Genomic DNA, 17,104 nt, shown 5'->3' on the forward strand with positions numbered 1-17,104 from the left:
CGCGCCTGATCGTGCGATCAGGTTGGCGGCGGCGCGACGGGAAGCCGCAGCACGAACGTCGTCATGCCCGCGGTCTCGGTCGCCTCGACGGAACCGCCCGCCCGCTCCGCGGCCCGTCTCACGATGGCCAACCCGATCCCCGCGCCACCGGTCGCGCTGGAGCGTGAGGCATCGAGCCGGACGAGCCGGTCGAAGATCCGCTCCCGGTCGGCCTCTGCGATGGGCTCCCCGTCGTTTCGTACCTCAAGCCGGATCATGTCCTGCTCGACCGAGGCCACCACGTCGACCCGGGTGGAGGCGTGCCGCAGCGCATTGTCGAGCAGGTTCGTCACCGCCCTGGCCAGCTCATTCCCGTCGCCCCGGACGGCCGCAAGCCCGCTCGCAACGGTAAGCGTGACGGGCACCCGGGTCGGCTGGACGCCTTCGATGGCGGCCTCCACAAGGGACCCCAGGTCGGTCGAACCGGGCTCGCCGGTGGGCGGTGCCTCAAGCGCTTCGAGCAGCAGGAGGGAGTCGACCAAGATCGCGAGTCTCGCCGACTGCCTGTCGACCGACTCCATCGCCTCCTGGCCGGACTCGGCATCGGGGTAGAGGCGCGCGACCTCCAAGGTGGAACGGATGGTCGCGACGGGGCTGCGAAGTTCGTGGGCGGCGTCCGCGATGAAGGTCCTCTGACGCGCGTCGCTGCCCTCGAGCCGGTCGAGGGCGGCGTTGACGGCCGCCGCCAGGTCGTCCAACTCGTCGCCGGTTCCCGGTTCGCGCACCCGAGGCGCGGCACGTGCTGTGACCACGTCGCTGAGGCGTCGTCGGATCTGATCGACCGGTCCGAGCGCGCGCCCGGCTGACCACCACGCCGCCGCGGCGGCGATGACCGTCGCGACCGGGATGGCCCACATCAGCAGTTGGCCGATCGGGCGGAGGACGTCGCGGACCTGGTAGTCCACCTGGACGACGAGCACACGCATGGTCTTCGCGCCTGCGGGAAGCCGCTCCGCGCAGGCCGCGCTGTCGGGTGCGGCCAGGTCGGCGTAGACGATGGGAACCCGCTGACCGTTGAGGTCGTTGGGCTGGCCCGAGGTGGGGAAGGTGAGCTCAGTCCGGAAGAAGGACATGGAACCCGGCTCGCCGGCTTGGAGGGTGAGAGGGGATGCGCTCTCCGGCATGACAGGCCCGCTGACCTCGTGCGGGGCGAGCAGCGGGCTCGAGACCAGAACACGCCCCGCCGCGCTGATCTCGTAGGGCAGGTTCGCGAAGTCCGGGCCGTCGAACGCGCAGGTCGCCGACTGGGCCATGTGGAATCCCAGTTCCTGAACGGCCTGATCGTTCAGCCGATCGCGCTGACTGCGCTCAACGGCCAGGTATGCCAGCAACGAGAAGGCAGTGAACGCGAGGAGGCTGAGAGAAGCGACCGCCAGCGTGATCCGCCACCTGGTCCCGCCGCCCGGCAACCTGCCGAGACCCCTGCGATCAGCCACCCGCGGTCCGATCGGCCACGAGCCGGTAGCCCTCCCCGCGTACCGTCTCGATCGCCCTGCCCCCAAAGGGCGCGTCGAGCTTGCGTCGAACCGACAGCACCCGCGCCTCGACCAGGTTGGGATCACGTGCCTCGTCTGGCCACAGTTCCGCCAGGATGGCGCTCTTCGGCACTGGGATCCCTGGGGTGCGGGCGAGCAACTCCACGAGTGAGAACTCCAGGGGAGTGAGGTCGATGCGACGCTCGCCACGGGTGCCGGTGCGAGCGAGGAGGTCGACTCGAACGGAGCCCACCTGGAGCAGGGTGCCTTGGGCGCTCGACCGGCGCAGCAACGCACGGATCCTGGCGACAAGCACGGGGAAGGAGAAGGGCTTGGTGAGGTAGTCGTCGGCACCCGCGTCGAGGGCGTCGGTCTGGTCGTACTCGCCCAGCTTGGCGGTCAGCACCAACACCGGGGTCGCGACACCCTCGGCACGCAGCCGGTCGATGATCCGGAACCCGCTCATCCCGGGCAGCATCAGGTCCAGAATCACCGCGTCGTAATCGCCCCGCCTGGCAAGTTCGAAGCCGGCGGGCCCGTCGTGGACCACGTCCACGGCAAACCCCTCGGCGACGAGGCCCCGGCGCACGGCGGCGGCGAGATCAGTCTCGTCCTCGACGATCAGCAGCCGCATGGAGCCATCGTAAGTCCTTATCCGGAGGCGAAGTCCTTGCTCCACACCATCGAGCCGTCGTTGTTGAGGTAGGTGAACCGGACCCGCTGGGTCGGCACCACGCCGTAGGCCTCCATCGCCGGGAACACCGTCGAGGTGAGGAACGACTCGATGGTCGGGATCAAGTCGTCGAGGGCGACTGCCGTCTGCTCGGCGTCGACCGCGGTGGCGTAGGTGTAGGTGAAGGTCGCCATGTCGGGGTACTCCTTGTCGAAGGCGACGTCGGAGTAGACACCCGGATTCTCCTTGAGGACCTGGGGGATGGTCGCGCGCTCCGCCTCGACGTACCGGTCGAGCGCCTCGTGGACCGCGTCGGTGTCGGGAACGTCGTCGTCGCCCTCGACCGGGTTGAGGCTCTCCTCGGGCGTCGGCGTATCCTCGGGGTTGGCGTCTCCTGGGGACTGTCGGAGGGTTCCTGGCTCGCGGCGACGACGCGCTGCGGCTCGTCGGGTGCGGTCGTGCTGACGCTGACGCACGCGGCGAGGGAAGAGACGGCGAGGATACTCAGGGCCGCGGTGGCGATGCGGGGGAGTCGGTTCTTCACGGCGATGCCTTCCCTGGTGATGTGGCAAGAGCATAGCCAGGGGCGGGTTCGCCGGCGCATGACGAAGGCCCCGGTTCGTGAAGAACCGGGGCCTTTGTCTGGTACACCACCAGGGACTCGAACCCTGAACCCGCTGATTAAGAGTCAGCTGCTCTGCCAGTTGAGCTAGTGGTGCGCGCGAGAGATAACTTTAGAGGTGCCCCCGGCCCGTTGTCCAATCGTCACCCGATGGCCCTGGTGACGAGTTCGATCACCCGCTTCTCGTCGGCCTCGGAGAGCGTGGTGATGGCGTAGGACGTCGCCCACATGGTGCCCTCGTCGAGCTTCGCGGCCTGCTCGAACCCGAGGGTGCTGTAGCGCAGGTCGAATTTGGACGACGGCTGCAGGAACACGACGTTGTCGCCCTCCGCGTTGGCCCAGGCTGGCATGCCGTAGTAGGTCTTGCCGACCAGATCGGGCGCGACCTGCTTGACGAGGGCCTGGATCCGCTCGGCGAGCGCGCGGTCTGCGTCGGGCAGTTCTGCGATCTTCTCGGCGAGGGCGGCCTCGGAGATCGCGGCCTTGTCCTTTGCCCGCTTCTCGGCGCGCAACTCGGCGGCGCGCTCCTTCATGGCGGCCTTCTCCTCGGCGGAGAATCCTGCTGTTTCGGTGGACTTTGCCATCTCGCTCCTCGGTGTTTCCTGCTGGGAAAATCATGCCACGCCAGGCGTGAGAAACGCCCCCGGTGAAGGGAACCGGGGGCGTCTCCTCTCAGGTCAGGTCAGTTGCCTGTGTGCGGCAAGCCTGGCGTGACCGGAGGCTTCGTCGGCGCCGGGGGCGTCGGAGTCGGCGTTGGTGTGGGCGTCGGGGTCGGTGGCACCTTGGTGATGGTGTTGGTCACCTTGACGGGTGTCGTCTCGTCCGGGGCGATCGTGACGGTGCCGCCCTCGATGCTCACCTCGCCCCACGTCGCACCCGCGATCTGCACGGGAGCCTGCTCGGTGACGGTCACCTTGGCGCCCGAAGGAAGGTCGGGGCTCTTGATCTTCTCGCCCGCCTTGAGGGTGAGCGTTCCGGTCCCAGCCTCGAAGCCGTTGCCAGCCGGGTACGAGTAGCCGATCGTGTACTCGGTGTCGGCGGGCACCAGGGAGGCGCCGGTGCCGGTGAGCACCTTCTCGACCTCGAAGCCGCCCGTGCGCAGCGACGCGGTGTTGGTCAGCACGATCTCGGAGAGTTGGCCGCCGGTCAGCGTGAACTCCGACTGGGAGAACGTGGGCGTTCCCCACGACCAACCGGGTTGGGCGACCGGCGTGGCCTCCGTGAGCGTGACCACGGAGTCACGGGGGAAGTCGCCGCTCGTCCAGGTCTTGCCCGCGCCGATCTCGAAGGAGTCGGTGACCGGGTCGCCCTGAGGGGGAGTGACGGTGTAGGTGACGGTGAACGTGGCCTCGCCGAGGTCGATGGGCGGGCCGTCGAGGCGCTTGGTGACCGAGAACCGTCCCACGTTCTCGCCGATGCCGGTGGCTGAGCCGCCCAGGTTGCGCTGGGTCGACGTGACCGTCTTGGTCTCCTCGGTGCCGACCTTGACGGTCGCGGAGTTGTCGTAGGTGGTGACGGTCCGGTCGACCGGGTCAGTGACGAAGATCACCTCGTAGAAGTAGCCCTTCGTGGCAACGATCGTCACCTCGTCGTGGGCGGCGTTGGTCGTGTAGCTGCCGGCAGGCATCTCGGTGAAGTTGATGGGCCACTGCTTGCCCTTGCCGTCGTCGCCGATGGTGTTGGTCCAGTAGACGATGGCCGAGCGGTCCTTGATCAGCGACTGGCCCTTGCCGGGGGTGTCGGTGACGACGATGGTTTCGCCGCCCGCCGCGCCCGTCGGCCCGGCGTGGACGACGACGGTCCAGTAGATCGACTGGGTCTCGTTGTCCCAGTAGCCCCACTTGTAGTCGTCGCGTCCGGTGAAGTCGCAGTTCTCGACGCAGGAGCCGCCCGTCGGAGGAGTGACGACGAGGTCAGCGGAGACGTCGCCGAAGTCGTAGGTGACGGTCGTCTCAGCGTCGGTCTTGGTGGTCACGTCGACCCAGAACGCGAAGGTGCCCTTCAAGTTGAGCGGGTTGCGCTTGATGTAGGCGTCGTCGATGTCGCACGCCAACTGGGCATCGGTGACCGTGCACTGGCCCATCACCTCGGACGGGGTGGCGCCGTGCGCCTCCGACATCATCGGGAAGCTGGTCTTGTTGCCCTTCAGCCCCTCAGGAAGGTTGACGACCAGGCCGGCCGGCGTCGCGGGGTTGTCCGGCAGCGACCAGGTGCCGACGAGTTCGGCGCGTGACCCGGTCGTGGTCGACTCCTGGGTGAACTTCATGGACGTGAGGTTCGCTGAAGCGGTGTAGGGCGGCGCGGCGTGCGCGGTCGTCAGGCCGAGGATCGCGAGCGATCCGGCCAGCACGAACGCGAAGAACCGGCGGGCCCATAGTCGAGTAGTGCTAGTGCCACCTGGCATTAGTCCCCCTTGTAGATGTGGTGTTCCTGTGTCGGGGGCGCCCGATAGTGGCACTCCCGGGCGGCACGCTACTCCTGTCAGAAGCTCAGCTAAAGGGGTTTAGCGTTCAACGTCCTACATTTTGTAGTAATTGATTGGAAAAACGTCACTTCGACCCCCGAGGTCGGCCGGATCGGCGGGTTGCGGGTTGTCAGCCGGGCCGATCGCTGCCGGGTGGTGGGGGCCTTTACTGCCGAGGATTAGGGGTGAGGCCCGGACCGACTACGCGAGTCCGTTCGACGCATGACCTGGCACGAGGTACAGGCGGACGCGCTCTACGCGGGTTCCGAAGTATGACCGCCGCGTGCACCAAAGGTGGTCCTCACAGGGCCTCCCACGTCTAGCCGCCCACTCCTAAAATCGTGGTCATGGACAACAAGGCCGAGGTGCGCGAGTTCCTGATCTCGCGGCGGGAGAAAGTGACGCCCAACCAGGTCGGGCTGCCCGAGGGGACGAACCGCAGGGTGCTGGGCTTGCGGCGCAGTGAAGTCGCCGCGCTCGCCGGTGTGAGTGTCGAGTACTACACGCGTATCGAACGCGGAGGGATATCGGGGGCTTCCCCTGAGATTCTCGACGCGATCGCCAAAGCACTGATGCTCGACGACGCTGAGCGGGCGCATCTGTTCGATCTCGCCCATGCTGCGAGCCCCGTCGCGCGGCCGGCGCGCCGTCGCAGTCCGAAATGCTGGTGCCCGCACCCGAGCTTGCAGTGGATGCTCGACGGTTTCACCGCAGGTCCCGCGTTCATTCGCAACGGGCGCATGGATCTGCTCGCGGTCAACGTGCCCGCCCGCGGCTTCTACCGCGACATCTACGACATGCCGGGGCAGCCGCCGAACATTGCCCGGTTTACGTTCCTTGACGAGCGGGCGTACGAGTTCTACCCCGACTGGGACTTCTTCGCCGAGGTGACCGTCGCGATCCTGCGCACGGAAGCCGGGCGGGATCCGCACAACAAGTCGCTGCATGACCTGATCGGCGAGCTCGGCACCCGCAGTCCGGAGTTCCGCACGCGTTGGGGCGGGCACAACGTGCGCCATCACGGCACAGGATTGAAGACCTTCCACCACCCCGAGGTCGGCGAGATGACGCTCGCCTACGAAGGCATGTCACTGGAGGCGGAGCCAGGGCTCACCTTCACCGCATACACCGCAGAGCCCGGCTCGCCGTCCGCCGAGCGCATGCAGCTGCTGGCATCGTGGGCTGCGAGCGAGTATGGCGGTCCGCTCGCGGACCCAGACGCTACTACGGCCGAGCACAAGCAGAAGAGGTAGTAGCGGGCTCTCCGGTAGACAAGGCGACGAGCTCGAGGTGCGGATAGCCGTGGAGGCGATCTGGAGCGGCACCACCGGGCTCGCCGCAGCGATGGGGCCGGTGATCGCCGGCTTCCTCGTGCAGGCCTTCGGCTGGCACGCCGTCTTCCTCATGTGCTCGCCGCCGCAGGCATCCTCCTTGCACTGATGGTGAAGCGCCCCGCCACTCAGCGCCAGGACGAGCCGATCATGGCCGCAAACACTGACGCAGCAATCCTGACAACGCCATGGGGCCGTCCCCGCAGATGCGGGGACGGCCCTGGGCTCCTGTTTCAGTCGCCTACTGTGCGGTGTGGCCAGCGTCGACGGGCAGGGCGGCTCCGGTGACGTAGCTGGCCGCGTCGGAGCACAGCCACAGCACGGCCGCGGCGATCTCCTCCGGCCTGCCCAGCCGGCCCAGCGGCACGCCGGCGGCGGACGTCTCGCGGTCCAGCTCGCCGCGGGCGGCCATAGCGGCGACCATCGGCGTCTCGATCGTGCCGGGGCACACGGCGTTGCAGCGCACCCCGTGCCTGCCGTACTGCAGGGCGACGGACTTGGTCGCCCCGATCACGCCGTGCTTAGTCGCGTGATACGTCGTGCGGCCGTCGCCGCCGACGAGGCCGCCCAAAGATGAGCAGTTCACGATCGCCCCGGAGCCCTGCTCGCGCATCTGCTTGAGCTCGTGCTTCATCGACGCCCAGACGCCCTTGAGGTTGACCGCGACGAGCTGGTCGAACGCCGCTTCGGTCTCGTCGGCTGAGTCGACAGGGGGCAGCATGATCCCGGCGTTGTTGAACGCCATGTCCAGGCTCCCGAACGCCTCCACCGTCTCGCGGACAGCAGCGGCGACCTGGTCCTCGTCGGTGACGTCGCACGCGATCGGGAGGGCCTTCTGGCCCTTCCCAGTGAGCTCGTCGGCGAGCGCCTGGGCGGCGTCCTCGTTGCGGTCGACGATCGCGACGGCCGCCCCGGCCTCCGCGAACGCCCGGACGGTCGCCTCGCCCGTCCCGGCGCTGCCGCCGGTGACGAACGCGGTCTTCCCGGTGAAGTCATAGGTGAGTTCAGCCATGATCCTTCTCTCCTTACAGGGTGTGGGTGTCGATGACGAAGCGGTAGCGCACGTCGGCGGAGAGTACGCGCTCCCAGGCGTCGTTGATCTCCTCGGCGCTGACCAGCTCCGTCTCGGGGTGGATGCCGTGTTCGGCGCAGAAGCCGAGCATCTCCTGGATCTCGGCGATGCCGCCGGTGGTGGAGCCGGCTAGCGACCGGCGACGGGGCACGAGGGAGAACGCGGGCACGCTGAACGGTTCCGAGGGCGCGCCGACGTTCACGAGCGTCCCGTCGACGTCGAGCAGGCCGAGGTAGGTCGCGATGTCCAGACCGGCGGAGACGGTGTTGACGATGAGGTCGAAGCTGTCGGCCAGCTCGGCGAGGGCTGCCTGGTCCGTCGTGTTGACGTAGCGGGTCGCGCCGAAGGCGAGCGCGTCACTCTGCTTCTTCGCGCCGCGGGAGAGGACGGTGACCTCCGCGCCGAGAGCGAGGGCAATCTTCACGCCCATGTGCCCGAGCCCGCCCATGCCGATCACCCCGACGCGCTTGCCCGGGCCGGCATTCCAGTGGCGCAGGGGTGAGTAGGCCGTGATCCCCGCGCACAGCAGCGGCGCGGTCTTGGCCGGGTCGAGGCCTGCGGGGATGGCGAGCACGTAGTCCTCGTTGGTGACGACGGCCTGCGAGTAGCCGCCCTGCGTGATCGTGCCGTCGGCGGGATCGACGCTGTTGTAGGTCTGCGTGTTCCCGTTCAGACAGTACTGGTCGTGCCCCTGGACGCACTGCGCGCAGGTGCGGCACGAGTTCGACTGGCAGCCGACCCCCACGATGTCGCCGACACGGTGCTTGGTGACGGCGCTGCCGATCTCGGCGACGCGGCCGACGATCTCGTGGCCGACGACCTGCGGGTAGGTGATCGGCCCCCAGTCGCCGCGGATGGTGTGGATGTCGGAGTGGCAGATCCCGGCGTAGTCGATGTCGATGAGCACGTCGTGCTCGCCCACGTCGCGGCGCTCGATGGTCATCGGCTCCAGGGGTGCGTCCTGGCTGGTGGCCCCATAGGCCTTCACTGTCATCGTCATCGTCGATTACTCCTCATTGTCGATTCGTTCATTCTCCGCCGCACGCGGCGGGACTCTCGGGTTCATGCACCGGGCGAGCGGTCAGACATAGGCGAGGAACCTTCCCGCGAAGATCACGCCCGTCCAGGTCGTCATCGAGACCACCGCCGACACCCGGGCCGGAATGGGCGTGCGGGCGGCTTCGGCCCATTCGTCCACCCGGGGGTAGACGCCGCGGTGGAAGATCAGGACGTTCAGCCCGGCGACGAGCAGCAACCCGAGCTTCCATGGGGCGGCTCCGGAGCCTGCGACGCCGACGGCTTGCGCGCTGAACAGCGAGATACCGGTGAGGACGGTGATCGCCAGGCCCAGGTGCGACACCGGCAGCAGGTAGCGCGCGGCCTTCGTGACGGGCACCAGGCGGCGTCCGACGCCTAGCAGGCGGAGGTCGAAGGCGAAGGCGGGGCCGACGAGCAGGGCGATCCCGAGGATGTGCAGGCTCTCGAGCGTCGCGTACATGAACGGGGTCGTGCGCACGGCGTCACCGAGCGGGGATCCCTGCAGCTCACGTAGGATCTGTTCGAGCCACTCAGGCATCCGGGTCCTGCCCGTCGGTCTGGCGGGTGCGGCGGCGCACGTAGAACACCCCGCCGGCGACGATCACCACGGCGACGGCACCGAACACTGCCCAGACGACCCACGCGCTCGAGCCGCTGTCCGAGGCGCTCTGCGACTCGTCGGCAACTGCCTCCTGCTCCGGGTTCTCCATTTCCGTGGGGTCCTCGATCGTGGAGGGCACCTCGGTCTCCCCGCCGGTGCTCTCCTCGCCGGGCAGGGGTGCGCGGACGGGGAGGGTGTTGCCGATCACCTGGTTGACAGGCGAGGAGCCGTCGCCGTACCAGAACGCGACCGGGCGGAAGAGGCCGCCGTCGGTGCTGTTGATGTAGCCGACGCCCTGGAAGCGCTCGCCGACCTCGAGCGAGCGGTCCAGGCCGTTGTTGCTCGACCACCACGGCGGAGCGATGATGATCTCCAGCTCGTCGTGCGGGCCGTCATAGGCGAGCGCGGCCTGCACCCGGACGCTGTCCTCCGGGCCGGAGAGCTCCTCGGGGATCTGCAGCTCCTCCGGGGTGCTGGCGGGGATCTCGCTGTCGACGGCGATGTCGAAGTGCGAGTGCGGGTCTCCCCAGTCGCCGTCGGAGGAGACGGTGCCGGAGATGTAGATGAGGTTGCTCGTCTCGAAGCCGTCCCAGCCGTGGTGGGCCTGCGCCGCGGTCGGGACCGCGATGAGGGCCGCGGCGGTGATGAGGCCGATGGCTGCGAGGCCGAGGCGGTGGGCGCCCCTGCGGGGCTGTGAGGGGGTGGTCGTCGTGGGGGCCATGGCGGGCCGTCCTCTCTGGTGTGCGGGGCGGTAGTGGGTGCGGCGGGGTCAGCTGAGGGTGACGCCGGTGTCCTCGGCGTAGGCGGCGAGCAGTTGGTTCTGCGCGTCGGTGTCGTGGACGAGGTCGTTCACGCGGCGGTCGATCTCCTGGTGGAAGAGGTACTCGCCGGTGATGTCGCTGCCGGGCTCGGTGGCCTCGGGCTCCATCTCCTCGGGGGACGCCGAGCACGCGCTCAAGCCGAGCCCGAGGGCCACGGAGGCGATCAGCGTCCGGGTATTCCGCAGGCGGTGTCTCTGTATCACGATGTCCTCCGTTTGGGCACGGGTCATGCTTCTGCAGTCCAGTGAAATGCATTCGCCTGCATCGAGGGAGACCCGGATGAAGGGGGTATTGGGAGGGACTCCCACGCGGGACTGCGCTGATTTAGCGTGGACTGCATGTCTGTCATCGCCATCGTCGGAGCCGGTCCGGGGCTCGGGGCCGCCGTCGCCCACAGGTTCGGAAGCGCCGGCTTCGCGGTTGCGCTGATCGCCCGCAACGTCCAGAAGCTGGAGGCGCTCGAGCAGCGGCTCGCGAGTTCCGGCCTCACTGCGAAGGGCTACATCGCCGACGTCCGCGACCGGGACGCCCTGGCCACCGCCCTCGAGAACGCCGCTGAGGACCTCGGCCCGATCGAGGTGCTGCAGTTCAGCCCGGTGCCGAGCAAGGAGTTCCTCAAGCCAGTCCTGGACACCACCGTCGAGGACCTGCATGCCGCCGCCGAGCTGTCCATCCTGGGATCCGCGACCTCGATCCGCCAGGTGCTGCCGGGCATGATCGAGCGCGGTGTCGGCACCATCCTGCTGATCAACGGCTCCAGCGCCGCCACCCCCAACAGCAACGTGGCGGGCACCTCCACCGCGTTCGCCGGCGAGTCCGCCTACGGGGAGATGCTCCACGACGCCGTCGCGGAGAAGGGCGTGAACGTGCGGCAGCTGATCATCCCCGGCGCGATCGGCGGCGGCGACCCCCTCTACGACCTCGCCGCTCTGGCCGAGCGCATCTGGCAGCTGCACGCTGAGACCGAGGGCACGTTCCGCGTCACCGTCGGAGGGGAGGTGGCATGAGGCGGGGCCGCACCGTCAGGATCCCCGCCGCTCTGGCCGCCCTCGCGGTCTGCGCAGGCATGGCAGCGTGTTCCTCCGAGGAGCAGGCCGCGTACCCGTCGAGCCCGCCGCCCACGAGCGCCGCGCCGTCTCCAACGGCAACGCCGACGCGTGAGCCGACTGAGGCCCCGGAGCCGGAGGAGCCGGTCGCGGGCACGGCGATCAGCATCGTTGTGGACGGGCAGAGGATCGAGGCCACCTTCGGGGACAATCCGGCCGCGCAGTCGCTCGTCGACCAGCTACCCGTGACGCTGGAGTTCTCCCCGTACGGCGGCCAGGAGGTCACCGCAACCCCGCCGCAGCCGATCACGATGGAGGGCATGCCCGAGGGCGACGCCCCCGTCGCAGGCGACATCGGCTACTACGCGCCCGACGGCGTGGTCACCTTCCACTTCACCGACATCGGCTACTGGACCGGCAGCGCTCGACTCGGGCAGATCCACGGCGACTTCTCCATCCTTCAGAACCGTTCCGGCCCCTTCTCCGTGACCATCGAGCTTGCCGACTGAGGCATGGGCAAACGGGGCACGGATGATGCATAAGCGAGGAGACCACCGCAGGACGGCGCTGCTGGACAGACAGCGGGCCCCATGATCGTGACCGACATCCGCATCCGGATCGGCGGCGGCGAGACCCTTCAGGCACGTCTGTGGGACAACCCGGCCGCCCGGGACCTCATCGACCAGCTCCCGCTCACCCTGGACTTCTCCGACTACGGCCGCCAGGAAGTCCTCGCTGAGCCGCCCGGGCCGCTGACGATGCAGGGCATGCCCGCCGGCGAGAGTGCTCCGGCCGGCACCATCGGCTGGTACGCGCCGGGCCGGTCCGTCGTGCTCTACTACGCGAACGTGGGCCGCTTCACCGGGATCGTGCGCATCGGCGCGATGGACGGCGACCTCTCCGGCTTGCAGGGCTGGGACAGCGTTCGCCCTGTCACGATCGAGCTCGCCGGCTGATGGCACGGGTTCTGGTAACCGGAGCCGGGTCCGGCCTCGGCCTGCTCACCGCGCAGAGCCTCGTCGAGCAGGGCCACGAGGTCGTCCTGCACGCCCGCGCAACCTCGCGGGTCGAAGATCATCGGCTCATCGACCAGGTGCGGGACGGGTCTTCGGCTACCTCGCCGACCTCGAGGCCGTGCGCCGGATTGCTGGCGAGGTCAACGATCTCGCGCCGTTCGACGTGGTGATCCACAACGCCGGCGTCATCGAAGGCCCGGCCCTCATCGCCGTGAACGTCGTCGCGCCCTACGTGCTCAGCGCTGATGGGGTTGGGGCGTCATCGGCGCTGGATTTCGTATCTACCTCAACGAGGGAGGGGAACTTGAGGTCGATACCGCGGCACCGTTGCGGCGCTCATCGAGGATGCGACGAAGCAGGAGGCCCTCGACTGGGCCGATCAGCACACCACCACCAAGACAAAGAGCGATGTTGTAACCCGGTTTGTGGTTCACAAGGACCGGGTTGCACCATCGCTCATTCGGGTGCCTGGATAGCACGTTCGGCAACATTACCCCCAAGACAAAAACCCTTGTCAACCGCATGAAGCGAGGAGTCTACGAGGTCTCCCGTCGACCTCAGGACGCTGCTCCGAGGGATGATCGGGGCCAGTGGCAAGGACTGTCGAGACGGCTCAAACTTTCCTCACGGCATCGGAGATCGATGCTCTGGTGGGTGACTACCTGGCCGGAGCAGGGGTCCAAGAGTTGGCTGACCGGTACGGCATCCACCGCGCAACAGTGTTCGCGCATCTCCGTCGCCGCAACGTGCCGGGTCGGCGGCCCGGCCTGAGCCTCAACGAGAAGGCCGAGGCCGTCCGCTTAGCACGGGCGGGCATCTCGATGCGAGCGATCGGCCGCAGGATGGGAGTGGATCGCAAGGCTGTGCGGGCGGCGCTGGTCGAGGTAGGCCTCTTGATCTAGGGGGTCGGGACGGACGCCTGCTGGCGGTGACCAGGGACAAGCGAAGTCAGCGGACCCTTTTGAGGCGACAGTGGGGCCGGTAGTTCGAACTCAAGGACGGAGTCAACGATTTCGAAGTTGACATGCTGAGTGCGCTGCTGGCGCGTCGAAGTCCGGGCAGTGCGTGTCAGGCATGGATCGGTCATGACCCCGTGCGAGCATTGAGCGTGGATACTCTAGATCAGGGAGACTTCGTGCGGGCCTGGGCTGTTCAGCCTCGGCGGTTCGCATGGCTCCTTGGCGCGGGTGCGAGCGCGTCGGCCGGTTTGCGGACCGCGAACCAGGTCCGCGACGACCTCCTACTGCGGGTGTACGCGGAGCGGCACGGGCTCATCCGTCAGAACCTAAACGCTAATGACCCGAACGTCCGTTCGGTGTTGACAGCCTACTTCGACGGCCGCAACGGCATGGTTCCGTTCGGTTCCGCGGATGATTACTCGTGCGCGTTCAAGCTGGCTCTGCCAGACGAGTCGGCTCGTCGCTCGTACCTGCAAGGCATCTTGAAGGGCTGCCGGCCTAGTTTCGGTCAGAGGGTCTTCGGAGCGCTGATGACCGCTGGCTTCATCGACATCGTCACCACGACCAACTTCGATGACCTGATCGAGCAAGCGGCAGCCGAGTCCTATACGGCCGTCAACGATGTCAGCGATCCACGGCGCCTCTACGTTGCCGCCTTGAACAGTGTCGACCGTGCGCGCCGCATCCTGTCCGCCGAGAGTCACCCGCTGCTGGTCAAGCTCCATGGCGACTTCCGTGAGTCGTCGCTGAAGAACCTGACCGAAGAGTTGGTCGTGCAAGACCAGGTGCTGCGCCAGTCCGTGCAGGACGTCAGCAGGAGTGTGGGGCTGGCTGTCGTGGGCTATAGCGGTCGTGACGAGAGCGTCATGGAGATGCTGGAGAGCTCCACACTTCTTGATAGCGCATGGCCTGCTGGTCTGTGGTGGTTCACCAGGGAACCAGGTCGGCTGCCCGAACGGGTGCGTCGCCTTTTGGAGATAGCAGCCGAACGCGGGGTCGCCTCCTACCTGGTGGCGTTGGAGACCTTCGACGAGCTGATGGCCAGCCTCGTCCTGCAAGCCGAACTCACCGACGATGCCCGCACGTATATCAACGGTCTTCAGTCGGCGTCACGGGTCGCCGACGCCTCTCCGCCCGTGGCGAGCAAGCGCAGCTACCCGATTATTCGCTACAACGCGCTCCCTGTCTTGGCCGCGCCGACCTCGGTCCTGCACGCTTCACTGTCCGGCATCGACAACGAGGAGTTCCGCCGACGATCCAAGGAAGCCGGATGGCGCGGAGTCGCCGTCCAAGCCGGCGGAAGCGTATGGGGCTGGGGTGACCCGAGCAGTTGGCGCGCATCGTCGGCACCACCCCGAGAACGTCGACATCGACCTGCTCAGCGGTGACCTGGAGCCGGGCCTGCACGCTCTACTCGTCCAAGGCCTGGCCCGGTCGGTCGCATCCTGGCTACCGGCACGAGCCAGAACAACTCGCCGCGACGCTCTGGTGTTGTTGCACGAGTGGGATGACCTCAGCGAGTCGCGTCAGCTTACTCTTCGCCGCTTCAAGAAGGCCTACGACGGCCAAGTGACCGGCCATCTAGGTAAAGGTCGTGGACAGAACCGGCTAGCAGAGCAACGTGCCTGGGCCGAGGCAGCACGCCTCCACGTCGAGTGGCGCTGGGGTGCTCCGTGGATGATTTTTACCCCGTTTACCTGGGTCGAGCGCCTCGAACGCGACGAGGACGACGATAGTCCGGTTGTGGACCCAGCAGCGGATTGGCGTCGGGAACGCTGGGTGCAACGCAAGCAGAACGAGAAGTGGGCAAGCATCATCGATGTCTGGGCTACTTCGATCGCGCCACAGCGCAAGGACGTCTCATTGCGCCTTCCCCGTACCTGCGACCCTGACACTTTCGGTGGTTTCACTCTCGGTGCGTTCTCCGCACATAGTTGGAGGTCAGCATGACCCTCGACTTTGACTCTCGCCAGCCCTGGGCACCGCACACGATTCTTCAGGAACCGATGCTGAAGTTTGACAGCAGCCCGACCCCGGCAACCGCGGGTCACCCGCTCGTCGGACTGCTCGACCACGGCCCCTACGCCGGACCGCCGACCGCTAGCGTGCGACTCGCCACGATCACCCTCAACGGTGACAAGCCGAAGCTCTACGACTTCCTCCGCGGTGCCACCCAGGCACACGAACCCAGCGACCGTCTGGCATACGTGCCGCGATATCCGGGGTTCGAGGCGCTGTTCAAGGCCGAGCTTCTTCCTCAGTCCGACGCCCACGTCGACATCCGGAGCGCCGAGATCGGCACCGGTGCTGACGCGCACGACCGACTCAGCGAGGCGCTTGCCCGTGCGGTGCGGCACCTCCACACCGTTCGCGACTCCTGGGACGTCATCGTCTTCCTACTCCCTGCAGCCTGGGAGCCTCTGAGGCTCAGCGCCGACGGTGCGCTGGACCTGCACGACCGGTTGAAGGCGACGGCCGCGCTGCTGGGCTGTCCTATCCAGATGATCCGCGAGACCTCCGCGCTGCAGTTCAGGTACAAGTGCTCCATGTACTGGCGGCTGTCGATTGCGCTGCTGACGAAGGCTGGCGGCGTGCCGTTCCGGATGATGCGTCCCACTGAGTCCGACACTGCCTACCTCGGGCTGGCCTACGCGATTCGCGGCGGGACCGCCAACGAGTTCGTCACCTGCTGCTCGCAGGTCTTCGACGCCGAAGGCGGCGGCTTCGAATTTATCGCCTACAACGTCGGCGCCGACCGTGACCTGGAGAACCCGCATCTGACCCGCGACGAGATGCGCACCGTCATGGCGCGCAGCGCTCGCCTCTACCAGCGGCGCAGGGCCGGGTCTCTGCCCCAGCGGCTTGTGATCCACAAGACGACAACCTGGCGTGAGGAAGAAGTCGCAGGGGTCTTCGACGCGTGGAGCCCGGCCGTTCCTGACATCGAGTGCCTCCAGGTACGTCTAGACACACCCTGGACCGGGGTTGCCCTCCGCGGCGGCAAGGGCAACTCGGCGGTCGCCAACGAATGGCCTGTGGGCCGCGGGTCTCTTCAGTATCTCTCTGGGCGGGAGGCACTCCTGTGGATCGCCGGTACGGCGAAGGGTGTCGCGCTGACGGGTGAGAACTATAATCAGGCAGCCAAGGCTCTACCGACCCCGATTGCGTTCAAGCGTGACGCGGGTGCTGGCCCCCTGGAGATTCCTGCCAGCGAAATCCTTGCCCTGTCGAAGCTCGACTGGAACAACGACGCCCTTTACGGTGTGACCCCGTGACTATCTCCTACAGCCAGCGGCTGGCACGAATCATTAGCAGGGTGCCAGCGCTCCCGGACGACAGCTATCAGTTCCGACTATTCATGTGACCGGCTCGGCCAACTGGCATCCAAGTCTCAAGCCTTCCGCCACACACCATGGCCGCCGGAACCGGCCGCAGCGACACCGCGTTATAGGCCGTCTAGCAATTGCCAGAGCCGGCAATGACCCACTCGCGCTCCGGCCATCGCGACAACTATGTCAGGCCAGCGATGTGCTTGGCAGTCGTCGACTTGGCGGTCTTGCCTGCCGCTCGTTTGCTTGGCGGTGGTGGCGCCGACATGACCTCGATTGTGCGGTAGCGGGCTCTGGTAGTGGCAACGTAGATCTTGCGGTGCGTGTCCTGGGTGACTGAGAGGCCGACGCCGAGGGAGCTGCGTTCGGTGTCGCTCAAGACGACGCCAACGATGTCCCACTCGCCCCCTTTGGCCTGGTGTGTGGTGAGACCAGGAACTGGGCGGCCGGAGTGGGTCAGACGTGACTGGAGCATGGTGAGCCGTTTGGTGTGGGCTGCGTGGGGCGGCCGCAGGTAGCGCGCGGAGACGGCGCCAACAACAGTGACAAGTTGGTTGTATGCGGCCTTGATGGCCGCGGGTGTGCCGGGCTGGAGCGTCTCGATCACGCCCTGCAACT

At 67.3% G+C, this 17,104-nt stretch carries 21 protein-coding genes and 1 tRNA gene; 10 read left to right on the plus strand and 12 right to left on the minus strand.

Annotated features, from left to right (window positions below; genetic code table 11):
- Positions 1-17: 17 nt before the first annotated feature.
- The 6 genes from BW730_RS01610 to BW730_RS01635 all read right to left on the minus strand — a co-directional run bounded on the left by BW730_RS01610 (position 18) and on the right by BW730_RS01635 (position 5,213).
- Complete coding sequence (locus BW730_RS01610; RefSeq protein WP_077684773.1) at positions 18-1,475, minus strand: sensor histidine kinase; 1,458 nt, start codon at positions 1,473-1,475, stop codon at positions 18-20.
- The gene (locus BW730_RS01615; protein WP_077684774.1) at positions 1,468-2,148 is read right to left on the minus strand and encodes a response regulator transcription factor; all 681 of its coding nucleotides are present in this window, start codon (positions 2,146-2,148) and stop codon (positions 1,468-1,470) included. Before BW730_RS01615 ends, BW730_RS01610 begins: the two co-directional genes overlap by 8 nt.
- Positions 2,149-2,165: 17 nt before the next feature.
- Positions 2,166-2,663, minus strand: coding sequence for a hypothetical protein (locus tag BW730_RS01620; protein ID WP_077684775.1), 498 nt, complete (start codon positions 2,661-2,663; stop codon positions 2,166-2,168).
- A gap of 167 nt (positions 2,664-2,830) precedes the next feature.
- A tRNA-Lys gene (locus BW730_RS01625) sits at positions 2,831-2,906 on the minus strand.
- A gap of 46 nt (positions 2,907-2,952) precedes the next feature.
- Positions 2,953-3,393 (minus strand): DUF1801 domain-containing protein, encoded by a 441-nt coding sequence (locus tag BW730_RS01630; RefSeq protein WP_077684776.1) that lies wholly within the window; start codon positions 3,391-3,393, stop codon positions 2,953-2,955.
- A 98-nt stretch (positions 3,394-3,491) separates the two neighbouring features.
- A complete protein-coding gene (locus tag BW730_RS01635) occupies positions 3,492-5,213 on the minus strand; it encodes a DUF5979 domain-containing protein (protein ID WP_145952676.1) in 1,722 nt (573 codons plus the stop codon).
- A gap of 407 nt (positions 5,214-5,620) precedes the next feature.
- Here BW730_RS01635 and BW730_RS01640 point away from each other — a divergent pair, with 407 nt between their 5' ends.
- Both BW730_RS01640 and BW730_RS17950 read left to right on the plus strand, forming a co-directional pair.
- The gene (locus tag BW730_RS01640) at positions 5,621-6,526 is read left to right on the plus strand and encodes a helix-turn-helix transcriptional regulator (RefSeq protein ID WP_077684778.1); all 906 of its coding nucleotides are present in this window, start codon (positions 5,621-5,623) and stop codon (positions 6,524-6,526) included.
- 37 nt (positions 6,527-6,563) lie between these two features.
- Entirely contained in the window at positions 6,564-6,713 is a 150-nt protein-coding gene (locus tag BW730_RS17950) for an MFS transporter (RefSeq protein WP_145952677.1), read from the plus strand.
- Positions 6,714-6,845: 132 nt separating this feature from the next.
- On the opposite strand, the gene BW730_RS01645 is transcribed toward BW730_RS17950, so the two are convergent.
- The 5 genes from BW730_RS01645 to BW730_RS01665 all read right to left on the minus strand — a co-directional run bounded on the left by BW730_RS01645 (position 6,846) and on the right by BW730_RS01665 (position 10,339).
- Positions 6,846-7,616, minus strand: a complete 771-nt coding sequence (locus tag BW730_RS01645) for an SDR family NAD(P)-dependent oxidoreductase (RefSeq protein WP_077684779.1) — start codon at positions 7,614-7,616, stop codon at positions 6,846-6,848.
- 13 nt (positions 7,617-7,629) lie between these two features.
- Entirely contained in the window at positions 7,630-8,676 is a 1,047-nt protein-coding gene (locus tag BW730_RS01650; protein WP_077684780.1) for an NAD(P)-dependent alcohol dehydrogenase, read from the minus strand.
- A gap of 81 nt (positions 8,677-8,757) precedes the next feature.
- A complete protein-coding gene (locus BW730_RS01655) occupies positions 8,758-9,252 on the minus strand; it encodes a DUF6644 family protein (RefSeq protein ID WP_077684781.1) in 495 nt (164 codons plus the stop codon).
- Positions 9,245-10,036 carry a hypothetical protein gene (locus BW730_RS01660; RefSeq protein WP_226996973.1) on the minus strand — a complete coding sequence of 264 codons (792 nt, stop codon included), beginning with the start codon at positions 10,034-10,036 and terminating at the stop codon, positions 9,245-9,247. Before BW730_RS01660 ends, BW730_RS01655 begins: the two co-directional genes overlap by 8 nt.
- Before the next feature lie 48 nt (positions 10,037-10,084).
- Positions 10,085-10,339, minus strand: coding sequence for a hypothetical protein (locus tag BW730_RS01665; protein WP_145952678.1), 255 nt, complete (start codon positions 10,337-10,339; stop codon positions 10,085-10,087).
- 135 nt (positions 10,340-10,474) lie between these two features.
- Here BW730_RS01665 and BW730_RS01670 point away from each other — a divergent pair, with 135 nt between their 5' ends.
- The 8 genes from BW730_RS01670 to BW730_RS01700 all read left to right on the plus strand — a co-directional run bounded on the left by BW730_RS01670 (position 10,475) and on the right by BW730_RS01700 (position 16,432).
- Positions 10,475-11,143 carry an SDR family NAD(P)-dependent oxidoreductase gene (locus tag BW730_RS01670; RefSeq protein WP_077684783.1) on the plus strand — a complete coding sequence of 223 codons (669 nt, stop codon included), beginning with the start codon at positions 10,475-10,477 and terminating at the stop codon, positions 11,141-11,143.
- Complete coding sequence (locus BW730_RS01675; RefSeq protein ID WP_077684784.1) at positions 11,140-11,691, plus strand: cyclophilin-like fold protein; 552 nt, start codon at positions 11,140-11,142, stop codon at positions 11,689-11,691. Before BW730_RS01670 ends, BW730_RS01675 begins: the two co-directional genes overlap by 4 nt.
- Before the next feature lie 81 nt (positions 11,692-11,772).
- Positions 11,773-12,138, plus strand: coding sequence for a cyclophilin-like fold protein (locus BW730_RS01680; RefSeq protein ID WP_077684785.1), 366 nt, complete (start codon positions 11,773-11,775; stop codon positions 12,136-12,138).
- Positions 12,138-12,368: an SDR family NAD(P)-dependent oxidoreductase gene (locus BW730_RS01685; protein ID WP_077684786.1), complete on the plus strand. Its 231-nt coding sequence runs from the start codon at positions 12,138-12,140 to the stop codon at positions 12,366-12,368. The genes BW730_RS01680 and BW730_RS01685 overlap by 1 nt, the downstream gene beginning before the upstream one ends.
- Positions 12,369-12,848: 480 nt before the next feature.
- Entirely contained in the window at positions 12,849-13,100 is a 252-nt protein-coding gene (locus tag BW730_RS18735) for a helix-turn-helix domain-containing protein (RefSeq protein WP_226996974.1), read from the plus strand.
- 413 nt (positions 13,101-13,513) lie between these two features.
- Complete coding sequence (locus BW730_RS01695) at positions 13,514-14,545, plus strand: SIR2 family protein (protein ID WP_158522452.1); 1,032 nt, start codon at positions 13,514-13,516, stop codon at positions 14,543-14,545.
- A 103-nt stretch (positions 14,546-14,648) separates the two neighbouring features.
- The gene (locus BW730_RS17955) at positions 14,649-15,107 is read left to right on the plus strand and encodes a hypothetical protein (protein WP_145952679.1); all 459 of its coding nucleotides are present in this window, start codon (positions 14,649-14,651) and stop codon (positions 15,105-15,107) included.
- The gene (locus BW730_RS01700) at positions 15,092-16,432 is read left to right on the plus strand and encodes an argonaute/piwi family protein (protein WP_145952680.1); all 1,341 of its coding nucleotides are present in this window, start codon (positions 15,092-15,094) and stop codon (positions 16,430-16,432) included. Before BW730_RS17955 ends, BW730_RS01700 begins: the two co-directional genes overlap by 16 nt.
- A 235-nt stretch (positions 16,433-16,667) precedes the next feature.
- On the opposite strand, the gene BW730_RS01705 is transcribed toward BW730_RS01700, so the two are convergent.
- Complete coding sequence (locus tag BW730_RS01705) at positions 16,668-17,093, minus strand: ATP-binding domain-containing protein (RefSeq protein ID WP_145952681.1); 426 nt, start codon at positions 17,091-17,093, stop codon at positions 16,668-16,670.
- Positions 17,094-17,104: the final 11 nt, after the last annotated feature.

Source organism: Tessaracoccus aquimaris, assembly GCF_001997345.1.
Lineage (GTDB): Bacteria > Actinomycetota > Actinomycetes > Propionibacteriales > Propionibacteriaceae > Arachnia > Arachnia aquimaris.